Annotated in this window: 14 protein-coding genes; 9 read left to right on the top strand and 5 right to left on the bottom strand. The window is 60.3% G+C overall.

Going from position 1 to position 17,128, the window contains the following annotated elements; translation table 11 throughout:
* Positions 1 to 66 precede the first annotated feature (66 nt).
* Positions 67 to 1,158 (bottom strand): hypothetical protein, encoded by a 1,092-nt coding sequence (locus DW112_RS00510; protein ID WP_118065105.1) that lies wholly within the window; start codon positions 1,156 to 1,158, stop codon positions 67 to 69.
* Between the two features lie 191 nt (positions 1,159 to 1,349).
* Here DW112_RS00510 and DW112_RS09915 point away from each other — a divergent pair, with 191 nt between their 5' ends.
* Positions 1,350 to 1,520: a hypothetical protein gene (locus DW112_RS09915; RefSeq protein ID WP_158551274.1), complete on the top strand. Its 171-nt coding sequence runs from the start codon at positions 1,350 to 1,352 to the stop codon at positions 1,518 to 1,520.
* Positions 1,521 to 1,544: 24 nt separating this feature from the next.
* Here the strand turns inward: DW112_RS09915 and DW112_RS00505 are convergent, their stop codons facing one another.
* Positions 1,545 to 2,648 carry an RsmB/NOP family class I SAM-dependent RNA methyltransferase gene (locus DW112_RS00505; RefSeq protein ID WP_117564476.1) on the bottom strand — a complete coding sequence of 368 codons (1,104 nt, stop codon included), beginning with the start codon at positions 2,646 to 2,648 and terminating at the stop codon, positions 1,545 to 1,547.
* A gap of 36 nt (positions 2,649 to 2,684) precedes the next feature.
* Positions 2,685 to 4,835, bottom strand: a complete 2,151-nt coding sequence (locus DW112_RS00500) for a methionine--tRNA ligase (protein WP_055250885.1) — start codon at positions 4,833 to 4,835, stop codon at positions 2,685 to 2,687.
* A gap of 133 nt (positions 4,836 to 4,968) precedes the next feature.
* Here DW112_RS00500 and DW112_RS00495 point away from each other — a divergent pair, with 133 nt between their 5' ends.
* From DW112_RS00495 to queA, 3 genes are all read left to right on the top strand, one after another.
* Complete coding sequence (locus tag DW112_RS00495) at positions 4,969 to 5,535, top strand: DUF3267 domain-containing protein (protein ID WP_117758769.1); 567 nt, start codon at positions 4,969 to 4,971, stop codon at positions 5,533 to 5,535.
* Between the two features lie 10 nt (positions 5,536 to 5,545).
* Positions 5,546 to 6,121 (top strand): epoxyqueuosine reductase QueH, encoded by a 576-nt coding sequence (locus tag DW112_RS00490; protein WP_118065103.1) that lies wholly within the window; start codon positions 5,546 to 5,548, stop codon positions 6,119 to 6,121.
* A 70-nt stretch (positions 6,122 to 6,191) separates the two neighbouring features.
* The gene (gene queA, locus DW112_RS00485; protein ID WP_118065101.1) at positions 6,192 to 7,403 is read left to right on the top strand and encodes a tRNA preQ1(34) S-adenosylmethionine ribosyltransferase-isomerase QueA; all 1,212 of its coding nucleotides are present in this window, start codon (positions 6,192 to 6,194) and stop codon (positions 7,401 to 7,403) included.
* 331 nt (positions 7,404 to 7,734) lie between these two features.
* Here the strand turns inward: queA and DW112_RS00480 are convergent, their stop codons facing one another.
* Positions 7,735 to 9,516, bottom strand: a complete 1,782-nt coding sequence (locus DW112_RS00480; RefSeq protein ID WP_118328121.1) for a hypothetical protein — start codon at positions 9,514 to 9,516, stop codon at positions 7,735 to 7,737.
* Positions 9,517 to 9,810: 294 nt separating this feature from the next.
* Here DW112_RS00480 and DW112_RS00475 point away from each other — a divergent pair, with 294 nt between their 5' ends.
* From DW112_RS00475 to DW112_RS00455, 5 genes are all read left to right on the top strand, one after another.
* A complete protein-coding gene (locus tag DW112_RS00475; RefSeq protein WP_006235414.1) occupies positions 9,811 to 10,611 on the top strand; it encodes an SDR family NAD(P)-dependent oxidoreductase in 801 nt (266 codons plus the stop codon).
* 454 nt (positions 10,612 to 11,065) lie between these two features.
* On the top strand, positions 11,066 to 12,205 hold the full coding sequence (gene tgt / locus DW112_RS00470; RefSeq protein ID WP_055250876.1) for a tRNA guanosine(34) transglycosylase Tgt: 1,140 nt from the start codon (positions 11,066 to 11,068) through the stop codon (positions 12,203 to 12,205).
* Positions 12,206 to 12,410: 205 nt separating this feature from the next.
* Positions 12,411 to 13,100 (top strand): TIGR00730 family Rossman fold protein, encoded by a 690-nt coding sequence (locus DW112_RS00465; RefSeq protein WP_369831358.1) that lies wholly within the window; start codon positions 12,411 to 12,413, stop codon positions 13,098 to 13,100.
* A gap of 113 nt (positions 13,101 to 13,213) precedes the next feature.
* Positions 13,214 to 13,513, top strand: a complete 300-nt coding sequence (locus DW112_RS00460) for a type II toxin-antitoxin system RelB/DinJ family antitoxin (RefSeq protein WP_117637361.1) — start codon at positions 13,214 to 13,216, stop codon at positions 13,511 to 13,513.
* A gap of 2 nt (positions 13,514 to 13,515) precedes the next feature.
* Positions 13,516 to 13,824, top strand: a complete 309-nt coding sequence (locus tag DW112_RS00455) for a type II toxin-antitoxin system YafQ family toxin (RefSeq protein ID WP_117637301.1) — start codon at positions 13,516 to 13,518, stop codon at positions 13,822 to 13,824.
* Positions 13,825 to 13,887: 63 nt separating this feature from the next.
* Here DW112_RS00455 and DW112_RS00450 read toward each other — a convergent pair whose 3' ends face one another.
* Positions 13,888 to 16,872, bottom strand: a complete 2,985-nt coding sequence (locus tag DW112_RS00450) for a DEAD/DEAH box helicase family protein (RefSeq protein WP_158551272.1) — start codon at positions 16,870 to 16,872, stop codon at positions 13,888 to 13,890.
* Positions 16,873 to 17,128: the final 256 nt, after the last annotated feature.

The raw sequence follows: 17,128 nt of genomic DNA, 5'->3' as shown, positions 1-17,128 counted from the left end.
TCGCTGTATGATTGCTTAAGCGAAAACGGCCCGCCTCACGTTTGTGGGGCGGGCCAAGATGTTTTGCTAGCGTTTCTTTCCGCGGAAGAAGAAGCCGTGCAGCGCGGGCTTGAGGCCGCGGTTGGCGCGATGCTCCTCGACGCGCTCGTGGATCGAAGCGACGCGCTCGATGACTTCGTCGGGAATCGGCACGTCGGGATTCATGTTCTCGACCTGGCTGACCTCGGCGGCGGAGACCTGGTCGATAATGGGCACATCGTCGTGCGAGATGACAGGTGTGGCGTCTTCCTTCATCTTGCGATAACGCTGCATCATGTCGGTCTGTAGCTGCTGGGCCGAAGGCGGCGTCCAGATGATGGCGTTGGCGCCGGCGGCGATGGTTTCACGGATGCTCTCTGGCGTCTTGCCGCCCGGCGCGATGAGCGGCAGGTTGGGATAGTGCTTGCGCAGCTCGCGTAGGACCTGGGGCGTGTTCTTGCCAGCGGCGATGTTGAGAATCTTGGCTCCAGCGCGCACCTTGGCGTGGGCATCGTCGTCGCAGCGAACGACCGTAGCGATGACGGGGATGTCGGCGATGTTGGTGATGTGCTCGACCATCTCGGCGGTGGCGGGGGAGTTGACCACGCATCCCGCCGCGCCCTGCATCTCGGAGACGGCTGCCATCTGCACGGAGCGCTTACCAGTGGTGGTGCCACCGCCCACACCTACAAAGACCGGGCACTCGGCGACGGTCAGCAGCGCTTGCGTAATGGCGGGCTGCGGCGTGAAAGGGTAGACCGCAAAGACGGCATCGGCGTTGGAGTTGCGGATAACCGCGACATCGGTGGTGTAAATGAGCGACTTGATGCGGCGGCCAAAGAGCGTGAAGCCGCTGGCCTCCTCAATCTCGTCAGGCATGCGAAGGGCCGCCTTGCGCAAACGCCCGTCGATGGGCAGCGGCTCCATGGGGAGCAGTCCGTTGGGGGTCACGGCTACCTGGGGCTCGGTGAACTCGTCTGCGAGCTCGACCTCGGAGAAATCGACCGAGGCGACGATGTCCTCGTGAACCTCGGCGGGCACATCGATGGGGGCTTGGTCGTTTGCCGCGGCAGGCGTGTCGAAGGAGCTGGTGCCGACGAAGGCGTCGACGCGCTCATTTAGATCGTTGAGGGTATCCATGGAAGCTCGATTCTATGCGATGACGGCCGGCGCGATGCAGCCGGAATTGCGAATGCTAAATCGTTTGACGAGTTGATTTTTCCCCGCCACGCAATTCGTTAGACCGAAGGGCCGGCGAACGTGAAGGAGCTGTGGTGGCGGGGATCGAGGTGCTATCTTGAAAGTCCCGTTTAAAAGAGAGGTGACGCGGTATGGAATTGACAGCAATGTTTGGCTCGATTGGCCTGTGTGTGGGCGCAATTGTTGCCGCCGCGGTCATCTACTTTGTGGTCACGGCCATTAAGGGCAAAAGGGCCGAACGCAAGGAGCGCACGATGCTTAAACAGCATCGCGACCAGCAGGGCAAACGCGCACGGAGATAGCTTGTTGAGTTTTGGATCCGTGCGCTAACTGCGTTTTCGGATCAGGGCAATGTAGAAGCCCTCAAAGTCGCGGCTGGGCGGAATGGTGAGCGTGCCGGGCAGGCCGTTGGCGATGGCCGATACCTGACCCGCGGCAATGGCTTCGGTCAGGGCGTTGGACTCGATGCGCGGCTCCTCACCAGCTTCCTGGGCGCGGCGTGCCTCACTTTCGCTCGGCGTGCCATCGAGGGGGATAAGCTCGCAGTCCATGTGCTTGTCGAGGGCCTCTTGCAGGGCGTCCTCGTTTTCCTGCGGCAAGATCGAACAAGTCGAATAGACGAGCGTGCCGCCCGGTTTGAGGGCTCCCATGGCGCGGTCCAGAAGTGCTCGCTGCGAGCGGGCGCACCTGCTCAGCAACTGCTCGGTGAGGCCGCGCAGGCTCTTCTCGTTGCCGCTGACGACTGTGCCCGTGCCGGTGCAGGGAGCGTCGAGCAGGATACGGTCAAAGCGGAAGAACTCGTCGAGCTCGCGTGCGTCGATGCGCATGACGGGCACGTTTTTTGCGCCTTGGCGGTGGAGGTTGGCTTCGAGCTTCTCGGCGCGGGGAATGCTCATCTCGCAGGCGGTGAGGTGTGCCTGGCCCTGGGTGAGGGCGGCGATCTGCGTCGTCTTGCCGCCGGGGGCCGCGCACATGTCCAGGATGTCCTCGCCGGCCTGGGCGCCCAAGACCAACGGCGGCATCATGGACGACAGACTTTGCAAGTAGATCTTGCCGTCGCGGTAGATGTCGAGGTCCCACAGGTCGGAAACCTGGGCCTCGGGCAGGATGGAAGCGTCCGGGTACCATGCGACGGGGCGGTGGGCGATGCCGGCGGCATCGAGCGCCGCGGCGATGTCCTCGGCGGTTGCCTTGAGCGTGTTGGCGCGCAGCGTGACCGGGCGTGTGGCCGCGGCGCCGAAGCCCTCGATCATAAGCTCGGCATCGGCGGGCGCATAGGCGCCGGCGACCGTGTCGACCATAAAGCGCGGCAGGTCGGCGGCGCAGGGAAGGGCGGCAAGCTGGTCGGAAAGCTCGGTGGCGGCAAACTGCCTGAGCTTGAGCTCGGCCTTGACCTGCTTTTTCTGCTTACGACGACGCGGCTTGGACATCCGTCTTTCCTTCCCATTCCATTACATGTCGAGTGTTTAGTACTGGCTCTCGTGCTTGCTAAAGAAGTCGAAGCGCGGGGGCAGCGGCTTCACGCGGTGCTCGCCGGGCTTCTCGCCCAGGATCTCCACGAACTCGTCCGTGGAGGCAAAGATGTTATCCCAGCTAAAGAAAGCGACCGGGTCGACGTCGAAGTACTCGCAGATGAGCTCGCAGCCGGCCGGCACAATACCGTGCATCAGGACGGTCGCCACGCGCAGCTCGGTAAAGGCGTCGACAAGGGCCTGCGTCATCGCGGCGTTTGCCTCGTTACCCTCGAGCTTGTTGGCGGCCTTGGAAGCGTCGCTCCAGCGCTTGTTGGCGGCGCGCAGGTAGTCGTCGCACACGGCAAGCGCGCGGTGCGTCTCGAACTTGTACATGGCCTGCTCAAAGGCGAGGGCTGCCTGCTGGGCGGCTTCGACCACGGTGTCAGAAGCGGCACCGGCGGGGATGCAGCCGTTGCGGTAGGGGCTCTCGTCGCCTTCCTTGACGGCGACGCCGTAGAAGCAGCTGCGGGCCAGACGGTTGAACACGCCGGTCAGCAGCGCGCTCTCCTTAAGGGCCGGGTCGATAACGCGCTTGTCGTCGCAGGCGCGTACCTCGTTGCCGTCCTTGTCCTTGCCGGTCACACGCGTGTCGTATGCCTTGGGGCTAAAGCTCACCGGCTTTTCGGATAGGCCGAGCGACAGCCAGTGCGCGCGCATCTGCTCGCAGGTGTAGTGGTTGAGCAGGTCGTCTGCCGGCGGGGGAGGCGTCTGCGAGGACGAGCTGGCCTTTTTGCCCATGTAGAGCAGGTGGTAGCAGGCGCTGACGGTGCTCTGCGTGAGGTCCCAGCCCAGGGCCTCCCACATGGCGGTCTGCGCGATGCAGTAGAAATAGATGTTGTCCTGACCGATGAACTGGTAAATCTGAGCGTCGTCAGAGCACCACCAGTCGCGCCAGTCGAGCGAGCTGTGCTGGTAGGTGGGTGCGGGCACCTGCGTGGAGTCGGCGGCGGGCTCGCCCATGAGGGCGGCATCCTGGGCGGCGACGCCCTCGGTCACGCCGGCGGCCTTGGCATCGCGCGCGAGCACGGTACGCGTATAGCTGATGGGCGCCCACAGGCTCTCGGGCCAGCACCAGCAGGTGACGTCGGAGACGCCATCGACCTCGGGCACCGGAACGCCCCAGTCGATGTTGCCGGTGATGCGGAAGGGCACGAGTGCCTTGCCGCTGCGGAAGCGCACGCCACCGTTGGCGAGCACCGCGTGGGCGTCGTCGCGCTCCTTCCAGCTGGGGAAGGTGACGGTAAAGCTGCTCTTGTTGCCCTCGGGCTCCAGCACGGTGTGCTCGGGGAGCTGGTCCTCGACGGCATCGAAGGCCTCGCGGAACTTGTTCTGGATGTAGAGCTGAGCCGGCAGCAGCCACTCCTCCATGGTCTTGGAGACCACGGAGCGAACCTGCGGGTTCTGGGCGAGCTTGGCGGTGTAGGTCTTCATAAAGTCGAGGTAGGCCGGCAGGTCAAAGTAGAGATTGTCGACCGGGCGCAGCTCGGGCACCTCGCCGGTGAGCTGGCTCTTGGGCGCGATGAGCTCCTCGGGCTCAAACTGGTGGCCCAGATCGCACTCGTCGGCATAAGCCTTCTCGGACTTGCAGCCCTGGATGGGGCAGCGGCCGATGACCTGGCGGCCGTTGAGGAACGTGCCGGCCTTGGCATCGTAGAACTGCAGCGTGGAGCGCTTGGAGATGGTGCCCTGCTCGTGCAGGCGCTCGATAATCTCGGCAGTCACCTCGTTGTGGATCTGGGCCGCCGGCTCAAGGCCCGAGCCGCCGTAGATGTCGCAGCTGATGTTGTAGTTGTTGAGGGTCGCGGCCTGGCGGGAGTGATTGGACTCGACATACTCGCCGATGGACTTGTCGTAGCCCTCGTTCTCCTTGAGCTTGCGGTAGCTCTCCATGATGGGCGAACCGTAGCAGTCGGTGCCCGAGGTGAAGATGACGTTTTCGCGGCCCAGGCGGTCGCGCAGGAAGCGGGCGAAGAAGTCGGCCGGGACAAAGACGCCGCCGACGTGGCCAAAGTGCAGACCCTTGTTGCCGTAGGGCTCGCCGGCGGTAACGATGGCGCGGCGCGGCCAGCTGGGACGGTCGTTCATGGAGTATTTGGATGCCATGGGACTCCTTCGCATATAGGTAAGAGCGCGGCCGGGCACGGGGTTCGGCGGCGCGGTGGTCAATTCGTGCATATCGTTCGACATTATCGCACATGCGGGCGGGTGCGTGGCAGGGGCGCTATCCTAAGATGCTATGAATGAGATTTCCAACATACATGCGTTTGAGGACGAGGTTTTTCTGCACGCTTGCTTCGTGTGGGGGATGGCCGTGATCGCGGTGTTTGCCGTGTGCCTGGTGCCGGTGTTTATGCTGTTGGGCGGGCCTGCGGACTTGGACGCGGCTGAGGCGGGCGGCTGGACCACCGTCGTGGGCTGGATGGTCGGTGTGGCTGCGGTTTCTGCAGCGTCGTTTGCCGTGCACGAGCTGGTGCATGCGGTGTTTTTTAAGCTGCTGGCGCCTGCGGGCGCGCATGTGACCTTTGGCGCGAATCGTGAGACGGCGATGATCTATGCCTGCGCCGAGGGCGTCGTGTATTCGCGTCGGCGGTACATGGCGGTTTGCCTGGCGCCGACGGTTGTTTTGACGGTGGCGTTTGCCCTGGGGTTTGCGTTCTCGGGCTATCCGCTGCTGTGCTACCTGGCGGCTGGTCTGCACTTGTCGGGCTGCGTGGGCGATTGGTATTACGTGCGGACCATCCTGCGCGACCGCCGCATTGTCGCCTGCGAGGATACGTCCTTTGGCGTGCGCTTTTTCGGGTGAGGAGATGTTGATGAGGCCGTTGTTGTTGCACGCTTGCTGTGCGCCGTGCTCACTTGAGCCGGTTCGCTTGCTGCGCGAAGAGGGGTTTGAACCCACGATTTGCTGGACCAACCCCAATATTCAGCCGCGCGATGAATGGCAGCGCCGCTTGGACGAGCTACGCCGGTGGTGTGCCGATGGCGACATCGAGCTCATCGAAGCGGGGGAGGACCGCGAGCGCTGGGAGGCCGGCGTGGCCCCGCTGGGCGCCGATCGACCCCGTCGCTGTCGCGCGTGCTATGCCCTGCGCTTGGCCGAGGCGTGCCGCGTGGCCCAGGAGCGCGGGTTTGAGTTTGTGGGCACGACGCTCGCCGTCTCGCCGTATCAGCTGTTCGATACCTGCAATGATGTTTTGGAGCGTCTGGCTGTCGCCCGCGGTCTCACCCCGGTGATTCGCGATTTTCGCCCGTATTACCCCGAGGCGACACGTCGTTCGCGCGAGCTTGGCATGTATCGGCAGAACTACTGTGGTTGCCGCTTCTCGGCTGTCGAGGCGGCCATGGACCGCGCCCGCATCCGCGACGAGCGCAAAGCCGCCAAAAAGTAGTTCGTTTGGGACGTCAGCCTGCTAGGATGTAGAGCGGACTTTAGCTATATAAGGAGTATCCGACGTGTCTATGCGTACCGATGATTTTGACTACAACCTTCCTGAGGAACTGATTGCCCAGGCTCCTGCCGAGCCGCGCGACTCCTGCCGCCTGCTGGTGGTTGATCGCAAAGGCTCCGAGACAGGAACGCCGCTAGAGCATGGCGGTACCGTTGAGCACCGCATCTTCCGCGACATCATCGACTATATCGAGCCGGGCGATGTGCTCGTCATCAACCAGACGCGCGTGATGCCGGCCCGTCTTATCGGTCGCAAGGCTGGCTCGGGCGGTGTGGTCGAGACGCTGCTGCTCAAGCGCCGCGAGGATGTTGACCCGCTGGGTCACGTTTGGGAGTGCCTGGTCAAGCCGGGCAAGCGCCTGAAGCCCGGTGCTCAGATTGAGTATCGCGCCGGTGGCGCCCATGCGCCCGAGGGGGCTCCCGTGGTGCTGATGGCCGAGGTCATCGACTTTGTCACCGATAGCCGCGGCGGTCGTCTGGTGCGTTTTGAGCCGGCCGGTTGCAATGCCGCCGGTGACCCGCGCACGCTCGACGAGGCCATCCATGCTGCCGGCCACGTGCCGCTGCCGCCTTACATTACCGATTACGAGGGCGATCCCGAGAAGTACCAGACCGTCTACGCCATGAAGGAGGAGCACTCGGCTGCCGCTCCTACGGCGGGTCTGCATTTTACGCCCGAGCTTATGGCTGCCATTGAGGCCAAGGGCGCGAAGTTTGCCGCCGTCGAGCTCGAGGTGGGCATCGATACCTTCCGTTTGGTGGAGGAGGACGATCCCACGCAGCATGTGATGCACACCGAGCGCTACCACGTGTCGCAGGAGGTTGTCGACGCTGTGCATAAGGCTAAGGCCGAGGGGCATCGCGTGATCGCCGTCGGCACCACTGCAGTGCGCTCGCTCGAGAGCGCCTTTGACGCGGATGCCCCGGTGTCCGATCCGGCCGTGACAGCGCGTTATTTTGAAGGCCGTGAGGACGGCGCCGACACGCTCGGCCGCGGTGACATCGTGGTGCGCGAGAACGCGACGACGCAGCTCTACCTCATGCCTGGCTCGACCTATCACGTGGTCGACGCGCTGATCACGAACTTCCACGTGCCGCGCTCTACGCTCATGATGCTCGTGAGCGCGCTGGCCACCCGCGACCAGATCATGGATGCCTACGCCGCTGCTATCGAGGAGCGCTATCGCTTCTTCAGCTTTGGCGACGCGATGCTCATTTGTTAGTTACGCGGTTCTACGAACCGCGTAACCAGTTGACGCTGCAAACGCCCCTAAGCGGCAATCTGACGTTCAATCGTCGGGCATGACCAGAAGGTCAATGCCCTCCTCTTTCACGTCACCTTGCTCGCTTAGGGGCGTTTTCGCTGACTTTGCCAAAGCATCGGCAGGTACTCATTGGGGACGTACTTAAATGAGTGCCTGCAGAATGAGAGTGGATAATCTCCCGTTTTTGGCCTGCTTGGGGGCTCAAAGTGGGAGATTATCCACTCTCGTCATTGGGCTAGTCGTTGGGGACGTTCTTGTTTGACTAGTCGTTTAAGAACGTCCCCAATGACTACTTGCTTGCGAACAGCCAGACTAGGATGATCGCCAGGATTGCGGCGACGATGCAGACGATGGCGCCGGTGAATTTGATGCGTGAGTCGCGGGTGCGCTCTCGTACGTCATCCTCGGTAGCCTCGAGCTGGGCCACTTCGCGCTCGGTTTCGGCGTGTTCGGCTTTGTCTCGGGCCAAGGATCCTGCAAGCGACTCAGTGATCTCTGGGTGGTCGTGCACCTCGGTCGCCTGTTCGATGATCGACTGTGCATGTGCGGCATCTGCTTGGGCGTTGGCGATGGTCTGCTCCTGGTCGCGGCGTGCCTTGTCCTCCGCGGCGATCTTCTCGCGCAGTTCGCGCTGACGAGTCGCGGCGGCAGTCTTCGCCGTCTGCAACTCGTCGCGCGCGGCATCGGCTTCGGTCGTCACGGCTTGGTGCGCGCGTTTTGCGTCGGCGATAGGGGCTTGAGCCTGCTCGACGGCCTGCTCGGCGGCGGCAAGTGAATGCTCAAGATCGGCGGTCACGCGCGGAATGTCTTCCTCGGCCTTGCGGAGGGCGTCGGCAGCGTCGGAGATTTGCATAGACAGCTCGCTGGTGCGCACGGTGTAATTGGCGGGATTTGCCGAAGGGTTGCGCTGCAGCTCGGCATACTCGCGACGCAAGGTCTCGAGCTGTGCGCGCGTAGCATCGGCAGTTTGTCGTGCGGCGGCGACACCGGTATCGCGCTCAGCCTTCACTTTGTCGCGGATGCGCTTGGAATCCTCAAGGCGACGAACCAGGCGGTTGCCGGTCTCGCGCGAACTCGCCTCGCGGGCTTCCACGGCGTCGAGTGCAGCCTTCAGGCGGAGCTCGGTCGCATCGTCCTCTGCCTTCATTTGCTCGAGCTGGCCCTTGAGCTCAGTCGCTTTGGCGGCATGGGCGTCGCGGTCAATCTCGGCGGCCGCAGCGGTCTTTTGTGCCGTGGCGATTGCCTGGCGCTGGTCGGCGATGATCTGATCGTAGCGGCCTGCGATGTCCTGGCGCGTCTCGAGCTCCTCTGCCTGGTCGGCGATGCGCTGCTCAAGCTCGGACAGGTGGGCGCGGGCATCGGCGAGTGCCTTCTTGGCGGCGTTCATCTCGCGCATGGCCGACGCGCCCTGGGCGATAAAAGTGCCCACGGCGTTCGCGGTGTTCGAGACGGCGGTCCCCAGATCGCGGCTCGCGGCGGGGGAGTGCGGGGCGGTCGGGCGAGCGGTGTCGGCAGCGTCCGCATCGGTAGCCTGCGGCGCGGCGATATTGCCGGTGCCGCCTTCGATCACGGAAAAGCCCGCTGCGTGTGGGTCGACCGCGTCGGTGCCGATCGTGGGGTGCTCGAGTTGCAGGAACGAGGGCATGGTGCTGCCCTGGTCGGCAACCGGGGTCTCGCCGGGCACAAACGTCGAGGCGGCCTCGGCAGCTTCCTCTTCCTCGGCGTCGACATCGGCATCGGCGACAGCGTCTTTCATCGCTTTGACGGCATCCATCATGGAGTCCATGACGGCGTCGAGCTCTTCTTCCGAAGACACCTCGATGGGGCCTGCTGCTTGCGGAGCGTTCTCAGCCTTGGGCTCAGTATCGCTCGGGTCCGGCTGCTCTAGCTGCTCTTCTTTGTCTTGCTCTGCGGCGACATTTGCGTCTGCGGCCTCGTCTGCGGCGGCAGGAGCCTCCTCGACAGCGGCATCAATGCCGCCATCGCTTCTGGTGGAAGTATCGCAGTCGTCAATGGTGTCTGCGGAATTATCAATATGCTGTTGAGTCTGGGGGTCCAGCTCGTCTGTCATAGGCATGTGCTCCTCATCGTTGTTTGTCACCCTATGATAAAGTCTCGCGCCGACATCCCGCGCGCTGCAGCAAAGTTTCAAAACGTGTTCGATGGCTCGCGTCGATAGCAAAAACTCGGCCACTTTATCCAGTTTGTACTTGACATTCCCTTCGCCGAAAGACGTTGCGCCGTTCGCCTGCCATGGGCTTTATTTTTCGCTTGAACCCGCTAAAGTTGCATTTCAGCTTTTGGCGCGTGAAGTTGGATGCGCGCAGTCGACGGGCAGGCCCGTCGCGATTTGAAAGGACTTTGTATGGGACTTTTCACTGGTAAGACCGTGATCGTTACCGGCGGCGGCAAGGCCACGCTTAAGGACGGCTCCGCTGGTTCCATCGGCTACGGCATCGATATCGCTTTTGCCAAGGAGGGCGCAAACCTCGTCATCACCGGCCGCAACGTCGCCAAGCTCGAGGCCGCCAAGGAATCCCTCGAGGCCGAGTACGGTGTCAAGGTTCTGCCTGTTCAGGCCGATGTTTCTGCTGGTCAGGACAACGAGGCTGTCGTCCAGAACGTCATCGACAAGGCCATTGAGGAGTTCGGTCGCATCGACGCCGTCGTCAACAACGCTCAGGCCAGCGCCTCGGGCGTGACCATTGCCGATCACACCATGGATCAGTTTAACCTGGCCATTTACTCTGGCCTGTATGCCACCTACCTGTACATGCAGAAGGCCTATCCGCACCTGAAGGAGACCAAGGGCTCCGTGGTCAACTTTGCTTCGGGCGCCGGCCTGTTTGGCAACTACGGCCAGTGCAGCTATGCCGCCGCCAAGGAAGGCATCCGTGGTCTGACTCGCGTTGCCGCCAACGAGTGGGGCAAGGACGGCATCAACGTCAATATCGTTTGCCCGCTTGCTTGGACCGCCGCGCTCGAGAACTTCCAGGATGCCTATCCCGAGGCGTTCAAGGCCAACGTCCACATGCCGCCGGCAGGCCACTACGGCGACGTCGAGAAGGAAATCGGCCGCGTTGTCGTTCAGCTCTGCGGTCCCGACTTTAAGTATATGAACGGCGAGACCGTCACCCTCGAGGGTGGCATGGGCCAGCGTCCGTAGGGTTACGCGGTTTTACCAAACCGCGTAACGGGTCGACGCTGCGCGGTCACCAGGGCGACAACTTGTCATTCAAAGAGGGCGGCATGACCAGAAGGTCAATGCCGCCCTCTTTTCATGCCAATTTGTTCGCCCTGGTGACCGCTCGCTGACGTTGTCAAAACATCGGCGTTGCCAAAATATCGGCGTTGCCGTGGCTGGTAAATAGCTCCACTCATCGGGGACGTACTTAAATGAGTGCCCGCAGAATGAAAGTGGATAATCTCCCGTTTTTGGGCTGTGCTTTGGGCAAAAGTGGGAGATTATCCACGCTCATCCGGTAATCGTCCAAAAATCCACGCTCATTTGCCGTGTCCCTGCCGTATCCTCCTCGCACCAGTTTCTGTCGAGTCGGTGCTTCTTGCGGGTTGCCCGTATAATGGTTTGCGTATGAACCGCAACCAAGGAGTTCCAGTTTATGGACCAGAACCTTTTTAAATTCGACCTGATCGCCGAGGACCCGACGACGCACGCGCGTGCCGGCGTACTGCACACCCCGCACGGCGACATCGAGACGCCGATTTTTATGCCCGTGGGCACCAAGGCAAACGTCAAGGGCATTCCTACCGAGACTGTCAAGAAGCTCGGCGCCCAGATCGTGCTCGCCAATACCTATCATCTGTCCATGCGTCCCGGCGAGGACACCATCGCCGAGCTGGGCGGCCTGCACAAGTTCATGAACTGGCACGGCCCCATCCTCACCGACTCGGGCGGTTTCCAGGTCTTCAGCCACAACGATGCCGTCAAGCTCACCGACGAGGGCGTGCGCTTTATCGTCAACGATTACGACGGCCGCCACGTGTTTTGGACGCCCGAGGACAACATGGAAATCGCCATGAAGCTCGGCTCCGACATCTGCATGCAGCTGGACCAGTGCCCGGGCTATCCCGCCACGCGCGCTTACGTTGAGCGTGCCGTCGAGCTGTCGAGCATGTGGGCCGAGCGCTGCTATAAGGCGCATACCCGCGACGACCAGGCACTCTTTGGTATCGTTCAGGGCGGCATGCACCTGGATCTGCGCCTGCGCTCGCTGCGCCATCTGGAGGAGTGCGGCGACTTCCCCGGTTACGGCATCGGCGGCTACTCGGTGGGCGAGGACCACGAGACCATGTTCGAGACGCTGGCGCCGCTGGTTTCCGAGTACATGCCTAAGCACAAGCCGCGCTACCTCATGGGCGTCGGCAACCCTACCACGCTCGTGCGCGGCGTTGGCGTGGGCATCGACATGTTCGACTGCGTCCTGCCGACGCGCACCGGCCGCATGGGTACGGCGTTCTCCAGTGAAGGTCGCCTTAACTTCCGCAACGCGCGCTTTGCGCACGACGACGGCCCCATCGACCCCACCTGCACCTGCCCGGTGTGCACGGGCGGCTACAGCCGCGCGCTCATCCGTCACATGGTCACGCAGAAGGAGATGCTCGGCGGTATTCTGCTGTCGATGCACAACATCTACTACCTGCTCAACCTTATGCAGCGCGCCCGCCAGGCCATTATCGAGGGCCGCTACGGCGCGTTTGTGAGCGACTGGATGAACAGCCCTGCGGCGGTGGACTACTAAGAGCCGCGACCGCTGACCGATGCCTTGCAAGCGCATGATGCATCGTGGGTACCATACCGAATAGTTGATGTTCGGGCGGGTGTTTGACGCATGGCGTCGACCCCGCTCGCTTTTCTTTTTCTCGATAGGAGTACCCTTGATTAAGAATGAGAACGTCGAGGGCGAGCCGGCCTACGACGAGACGTACCGACGCGGCCCCGTGGTCATGCGCGGCCCCATGATTCCTAAGGACAACACCTACGCCAACCTGCTGGCGCCCGAGGACTCGACCGACTGGTTGCATGCCGACCCCTGGCGCGTGCTGCGCATTCAGGCCGAGTTTGTCGATGGCTTTGGCGCGCTTGCCGAGCTTGGTCCTGCGGTGACCATCTTCGGCAGTGCCCGCACGCCCAAGACCGATCCGCTCTACAAGGCGGCGCGTACGGTCGGTCGTAAAATCGCCCAGCGCGGCGTGGCGGTTATCACCGGCGGTGGTCCCGGCGTCATGGAGGCGGCCAACAGGGGAGCGGCGAGCGCGAACGGCAAGTCGGTCGGCTTGGGTATCGAGCTTCCGCACGAGCACGGGCTCAACAAATACGTGAACCTCGGTATGGACTTCCGTTACTTCTTTGTGCGCAAGACCATGTTCGTCAAATACAGCTCGGGCGCCATCGTGTTTCCCGGTGGTTTTGGTACGCTCGACGAGATGTTCGAGGTGCTCACGCTGGTGCAGACGCACAAGGTTAAGCGCATGCCGCTCGTTTTGGTGGGCACCGAGTACTGGCGGGGCCTGTTCGACTGGCTTAATGGCCCGGTGATGGACACCGGTATGATCAGCCCGCTCGATCCGGAGCTGGTGCACATTACCGACGACCTCAACGAGGCCGTCGATATCGCCCTGAGCGGGCTGATGTAGGGCGAGCGTGCCTGTCGTTGTAGTGATGAGAAGGCAGGCTGATGCTATTTAGCATCAGCCTGCCTTCTAAATTGGGTATACTGATGCAAAAGACGAGAGCGAGGAGGTCGCGTATGTCTACTGCAACGGTTAAGCCTACGACGGTTCGCATCGAAGAGGGGCTCAAGGAACAGGCGACTGAGTTCTTGGATACGGTTGGTCTGAGTCTCAATTCGTATCTGAACCTTGCTGTTCGGCAGCTGGTAAATCAGCGAAAGATTCCGTTTGAGATTGTGGGTCGGCCCGAAGTTCCCAACGAGGCGACGAGGCGCGCCATGGTGATTGCCGAGGCTCATGAGTTGGGGATTCTGCCAGACGACAGCCCGTCATTCAATAACGCTGATGAGCTTATATCATTCCTCGATGAGGACTAGCGATGTTTGAGATTAAAGTCGAGGCTCAGTTTAAGGCGGATTACAAACGGACGATGCGCATCCATCCGCAGCTAAAAACCGAGTTTAAGGCAGCAGTCGCAGAGCTTGCAGCTCGCGGCTCGCTTCCCGCGGAATATGGCGCCCATGAGCTTTCAAACCCGGGCGGCAATTACAACGGCCACATCGATTTCCATCTATCCGATGGCTTGGTCGATGTGGTCGTTCTGTACTTGCCGCATAAGACTAATCCTGTGATCCGACTGGTGAGAATGGGCTCGCATGAGGAGTTATTTCAGGGCCCGCAGGGCTGATTGCTCGCTTATGCTTCGCGGGGAAATAGGGATTGATTCGCGGCCGATTGGCTAAAACAGCCCCTATTCCACCGTAACTGTTGGAGACGTCCCGTTCGTGGCTGCGACCTCCAGTTCTCCTCTTCGCTGGATTTCGCTTAAAAGCTCGGCTGCAACTTCGCTGCTTTTGAAACGGATGCTGCAGTCCTCTTTCTTAGGAAAGGCCAGTAACGGGATAGTTCCGTACCAGACGGTTTCCTCGTCAATTACTGACGCGCGCAGGCGCCCTTCGGCTTTGATGGAATAGTCGACGTTCATCTCGGTAAAACTCGCTTTCACGTCATTGTGCGGAGTCGAGGCAATTGAAATCTCAAGGGCAATCCCACGGGCGGCGGCGCCTGTGAGTACGGCAGCGAGCTTTGCGAGGCATGCAGCGGATGCGTAGGGCGCGGCAATAAAAATGCTTTTCGTTGCGCGCTCGATGTCATCCGCTAAGGCCTCCACGGCCCTTGCCGGCCTAACGAGGATGTTTTGATCGGCCCGTTTGTTGTCATTTGCTGCAAAGACTTCATACCCCAGCTTGGCGTAGGTCTTGAGTCTCTTCTGGTACATGTGCGCGAGCATGGGTATCGACAAATCAACATAGTCGAATATCTCAACCCGCTGCTTGCCCTCGTGACTTCTATGTAGCCTGCCTGCCTGCTGCGTTATGCTGCCGTCCCAAGATATCGGTGTGGCAATGAGCAGAGTGTCAAGGTAAGACAGGTCGAAACCCTCGCCCAGAAGGCCTTCGGTTGCGATGATAATTCGATGCTCATGCTCGAAGCCGGGAAGGCTGTTCAGTATTGCCTTTCTTTCTTTGGCGTCGATTTCTCCGGTTAAGAGTATAGGTTCGTGTCCGCGGCTTTGAAGCAGCCTACATAGCTCTTCGGCATGTTTTTTCCTTTTGGATAGCACAAGCGGATGTCGACCGTTTGACGCGGTCTCGAGGGCATCGTCGACAATTGCTTCGTTTCTCGCTGTGTGCGCACACAGGAGATCGAGAACTTGATTAAAGGACGCCCCTGGTTCGTAGGCGGGTAGTCGAACTCCGGTAAAACGCGGCCTAACAACGCGCTGAATTCCCTGTTGGATTGCTTGCGTTTTTGGATCAATGACATGGCGAAGCGGGCCGCAGAGCATTGAGAGTGCTCGCGTGAGTCCGTCCGAGCGTTCGGGCGTCGCGGAAAGGCCGTATACATATTTGGCTGGAGCGGATTTGAGGACGAGCTCAAGCTGTGGTGCGGCTGCATGGTGACATTCATCACAGATGATGAGGCCGTAATCACGAACGAACTCCTTGGCTATTGGTTCTCCGGTCTGGGGGTCCTTGCTGGACAGAGACTGGAATGAAGCAATGTCGATGAGATGGCTTATGGTGGTTTTGCCTCCTCCGATTTGGCCAATGAGCGGAGGCTGCCTTTTACTGATTCGTCCTTTTGGGGTTCGAACTGGCTTTCTGTTATCCGTAATGTCGATAAACCGTTCGAGCTGGGATTTCCATTGGGCAATGAGCGCAGTCTTGGGAACGATGACAAGCGTTGGAAGACCGATGGCAGCAATAAGATAGGCCCCAATGACGGTTTTCCCGAAACCCGTCGGCGCGGACATGATCCCGTCTTCATAGTTGAGCATCTGTTCGGCGGCAATTTGCTGTTCAGGGCGAAGAGCCCCTTTAAATGTCATCACAATTGGATTGCCCGACATGCGCTTGTCTGAATAGTGAGCAGAAGCGCCGGCTTCTTGAAGCAGCCGCTCGAGTTGAGCTTTACAGCCTCTGGGAATCGCAACGCAGCCATCTCTAAGTTCACTGAGGTCTATGTACCGCGGTTTGCCAAATACTGATTGGTGCATTGATTGGGCACGGAAGAATTCCGGGTTGGCAAATGTTGCAAGCCTGCGAACCTCCATCTGGGCGGCCGGGCTCAGAGATCTTTCGGTTATGTAGAGCATATCGGCTTGCGTGACGGGTAGCGATGACGGGAAGTCCTGCAGCGTGAGCGGAAGCCGCTTTCGCGGCCTCTGAGAATGTGGCGCGGCGGTGTTTCCCGCCACTGCAGCTGATATTCCATGCGGTTTATTGTCGATGCTTTCGATTAGATTTTGCACCGTTGCATGTGGAACCAGCTGAATTTGTGAAAGGTAAAGCCATTGATCGGGAAAGGGCTCAAATTGCTCGTCAACAAATACACTGTTCCCTTTTCGCTGCGCTTTTCCTTGAAAAGGCAGTGCTATGAGATTTCCGAAGCCGCCCTCAGGAATGGTGGACTGCGCGGGCAGCATCCGGTCAAAAGCTTCAAAGGTGATTGTCTTGTTGAGCGCCGCCGCTTCGGTGATAAGGCTGCTTCCAAATTCTCGTGCGATCTTTGCGCTGGTGAGCTCTAGGAAGAAAAACCAGACATGTGCGCCGTTACCTGATCTCGATCGCTCGACTGCAGCATCGATCCCATGGTTTTTTGCGACAAGCCGAATGGCGTTTGTCGCTTCTTTCCAATCGGCTCCGTCAAAGTCGATGACCAGGACTTTTGTGTTACTGTCACTATCGAGAACGTATTGACCTATGACGTCTCGGAGCCTGTCGTCGTTGCCTTTGAAATGGGCGATGATCGCGGCATCGCTCAGCTTGGGGAAGATGCGGTTGCCGCATTCCGCGCATTTGGTTTTCTGACGATTTACTTTGGGGCAAATGCTTGCCTTCCATTCATTTGCGCAGGCGGGTGTATAGCCGATGCCCCCGTCTTTTCTGCGGTACCCATGAGCGTAAACATCTTTGCGGCCAGTAAAGAGATTGCGAAAGAGTTCCAGTTTGTCGCGCGCTGGGCTCGCACTGGTGACGATTCCTTCGACCTGTGCCCGTCTATCGAAAGATTCGCCAGCTTTCTCCCATTCTTCCAGTGTTGCGTAACGGATGTCTGGACCGTTGCCGCAGATGACGATTTGGCTGTGCGGCTCCGATACATGGGCGACGGTTTTCTTGAATTGGAATAGCGTACCCCCGATGAGGGCGTATTGATGCGTGACGGTGCTCATGTAAATGCCGTTCTTGTCGGAGTTCATTGAAATGAGGGTACGTTATTTTGATTTTTAAGGGACTCGACTCTGATTTTGGTTCGGTGATAGCGGAGTACAGCTCCGTGAGTGGTGTTTGGCTGATGTCAAAATGTGCGGTAGCTGTTGCTGAATGGGTTTTGGCGGCCATGAGGTGGGCTGGAGGCGCAGGAAACTATCCTCGAATAGACCCTGTGGGCAAAAAATGGCAAATATGAGTACTGTGGTTTGAGCAGTA

The sequence above is a fragment of the Collinsella sp. AM09-41 genome (assembly GCF_003473245.1).
In the GTDB taxonomy this organism is placed as follows: domain Bacteria; phylum Actinomycetota; class Coriobacteriia; order Coriobacteriales; family Coriobacteriaceae; genus Collinsella.
The sequence above is the reverse complement of the archived record's forward strand: the minus strand, read 5'-3'. Positions and strand labels throughout refer to the sequence as shown.

Bases quoted from the DNA above. Each gene is read 5' to 3' on its own strand.
- DW112_RS00510 (WP_118065105.1), bottom strand. From the start codon at position 1,158: ATGGATACCCTCAACGATCTAAATGAGCGCGTCGACGCCTTCGTCGGC.
- DW112_RS09915 (WP_158551274.1), top strand. From the start codon at position 1,350: ATGGAATTGACAGCAATGTTTGGCTCGATTGGCCTGTGTGTGGGCGCA.
- DW112_RS00505 (WP_117564476.1), bottom strand. From the start codon at position 2,648: ATGTCCAAGCCGCGTCGTCGTAAGCAGAAAAAGCAGGTCAAGGCCGAG.
- DW112_RS00500 (WP_055250885.1), bottom strand. From the start codon at position 4,835: ATGGCATCCAAATACTCCATGAACGACCGTCCCAGCTGGCCGCGCCGC.
- DW112_RS00495 (WP_117758769.1), top strand. From the start codon at position 4,969: ATGAATGAGATTTCCAACATACATGCGTTTGAGGACGAGGTTTTTCTG.
- DW112_RS00490 (WP_118065103.1), top strand. From the start codon at position 5,546: ATGAGGCCGTTGTTGTTGCACGCTTGCTGTGCGCCGTGCTCACTTGAG.
- queA (WP_118065101.1), top strand. From the start codon at position 6,192: ATGCGTACCGATGATTTTGACTACAACCTTCCTGAGGAACTGATTGCC.
- DW112_RS00480 (WP_118328121.1), bottom strand. From the start codon at position 9,516: ATGACAGACGAGCTGGACCCCCAGACTCAACAGCATATTGATAATTCC.
- DW112_RS00475 (WP_006235414.1), top strand. From the start codon at position 9,811: ATGGGACTTTTCACTGGTAAGACCGTGATCGTTACCGGCGGCGGCAAG.
- tgt (WP_055250876.1), top strand. From the start codon at position 11,066: ATGGACCAGAACCTTTTTAAATTCGACCTGATCGCCGAGGACCCGACG.
- DW112_RS00465 (WP_369831358.1), top strand. From the start codon at position 12,411: ATGCGCGGCCCCATGATTCCTAAGGACAACACCTACGCCAACCTGCTG.
- DW112_RS00460 (WP_117637361.1), top strand. From the start codon at position 13,214: ATGTCTACTGCAACGGTTAAGCCTACGACGGTTCGCATCGAAGAGGGG.
- DW112_RS00455 (WP_117637301.1), top strand. From the start codon at position 13,516: ATGTTTGAGATTAAAGTCGAGGCTCAGTTTAAGGCGGATTACAAACGG.
- DW112_RS00450 (WP_158551272.1), bottom strand. From the start codon at position 16,872: ATGAGCACCGTCACGCATCAATACGCCCTCATCGGGGGTACGCTATTC.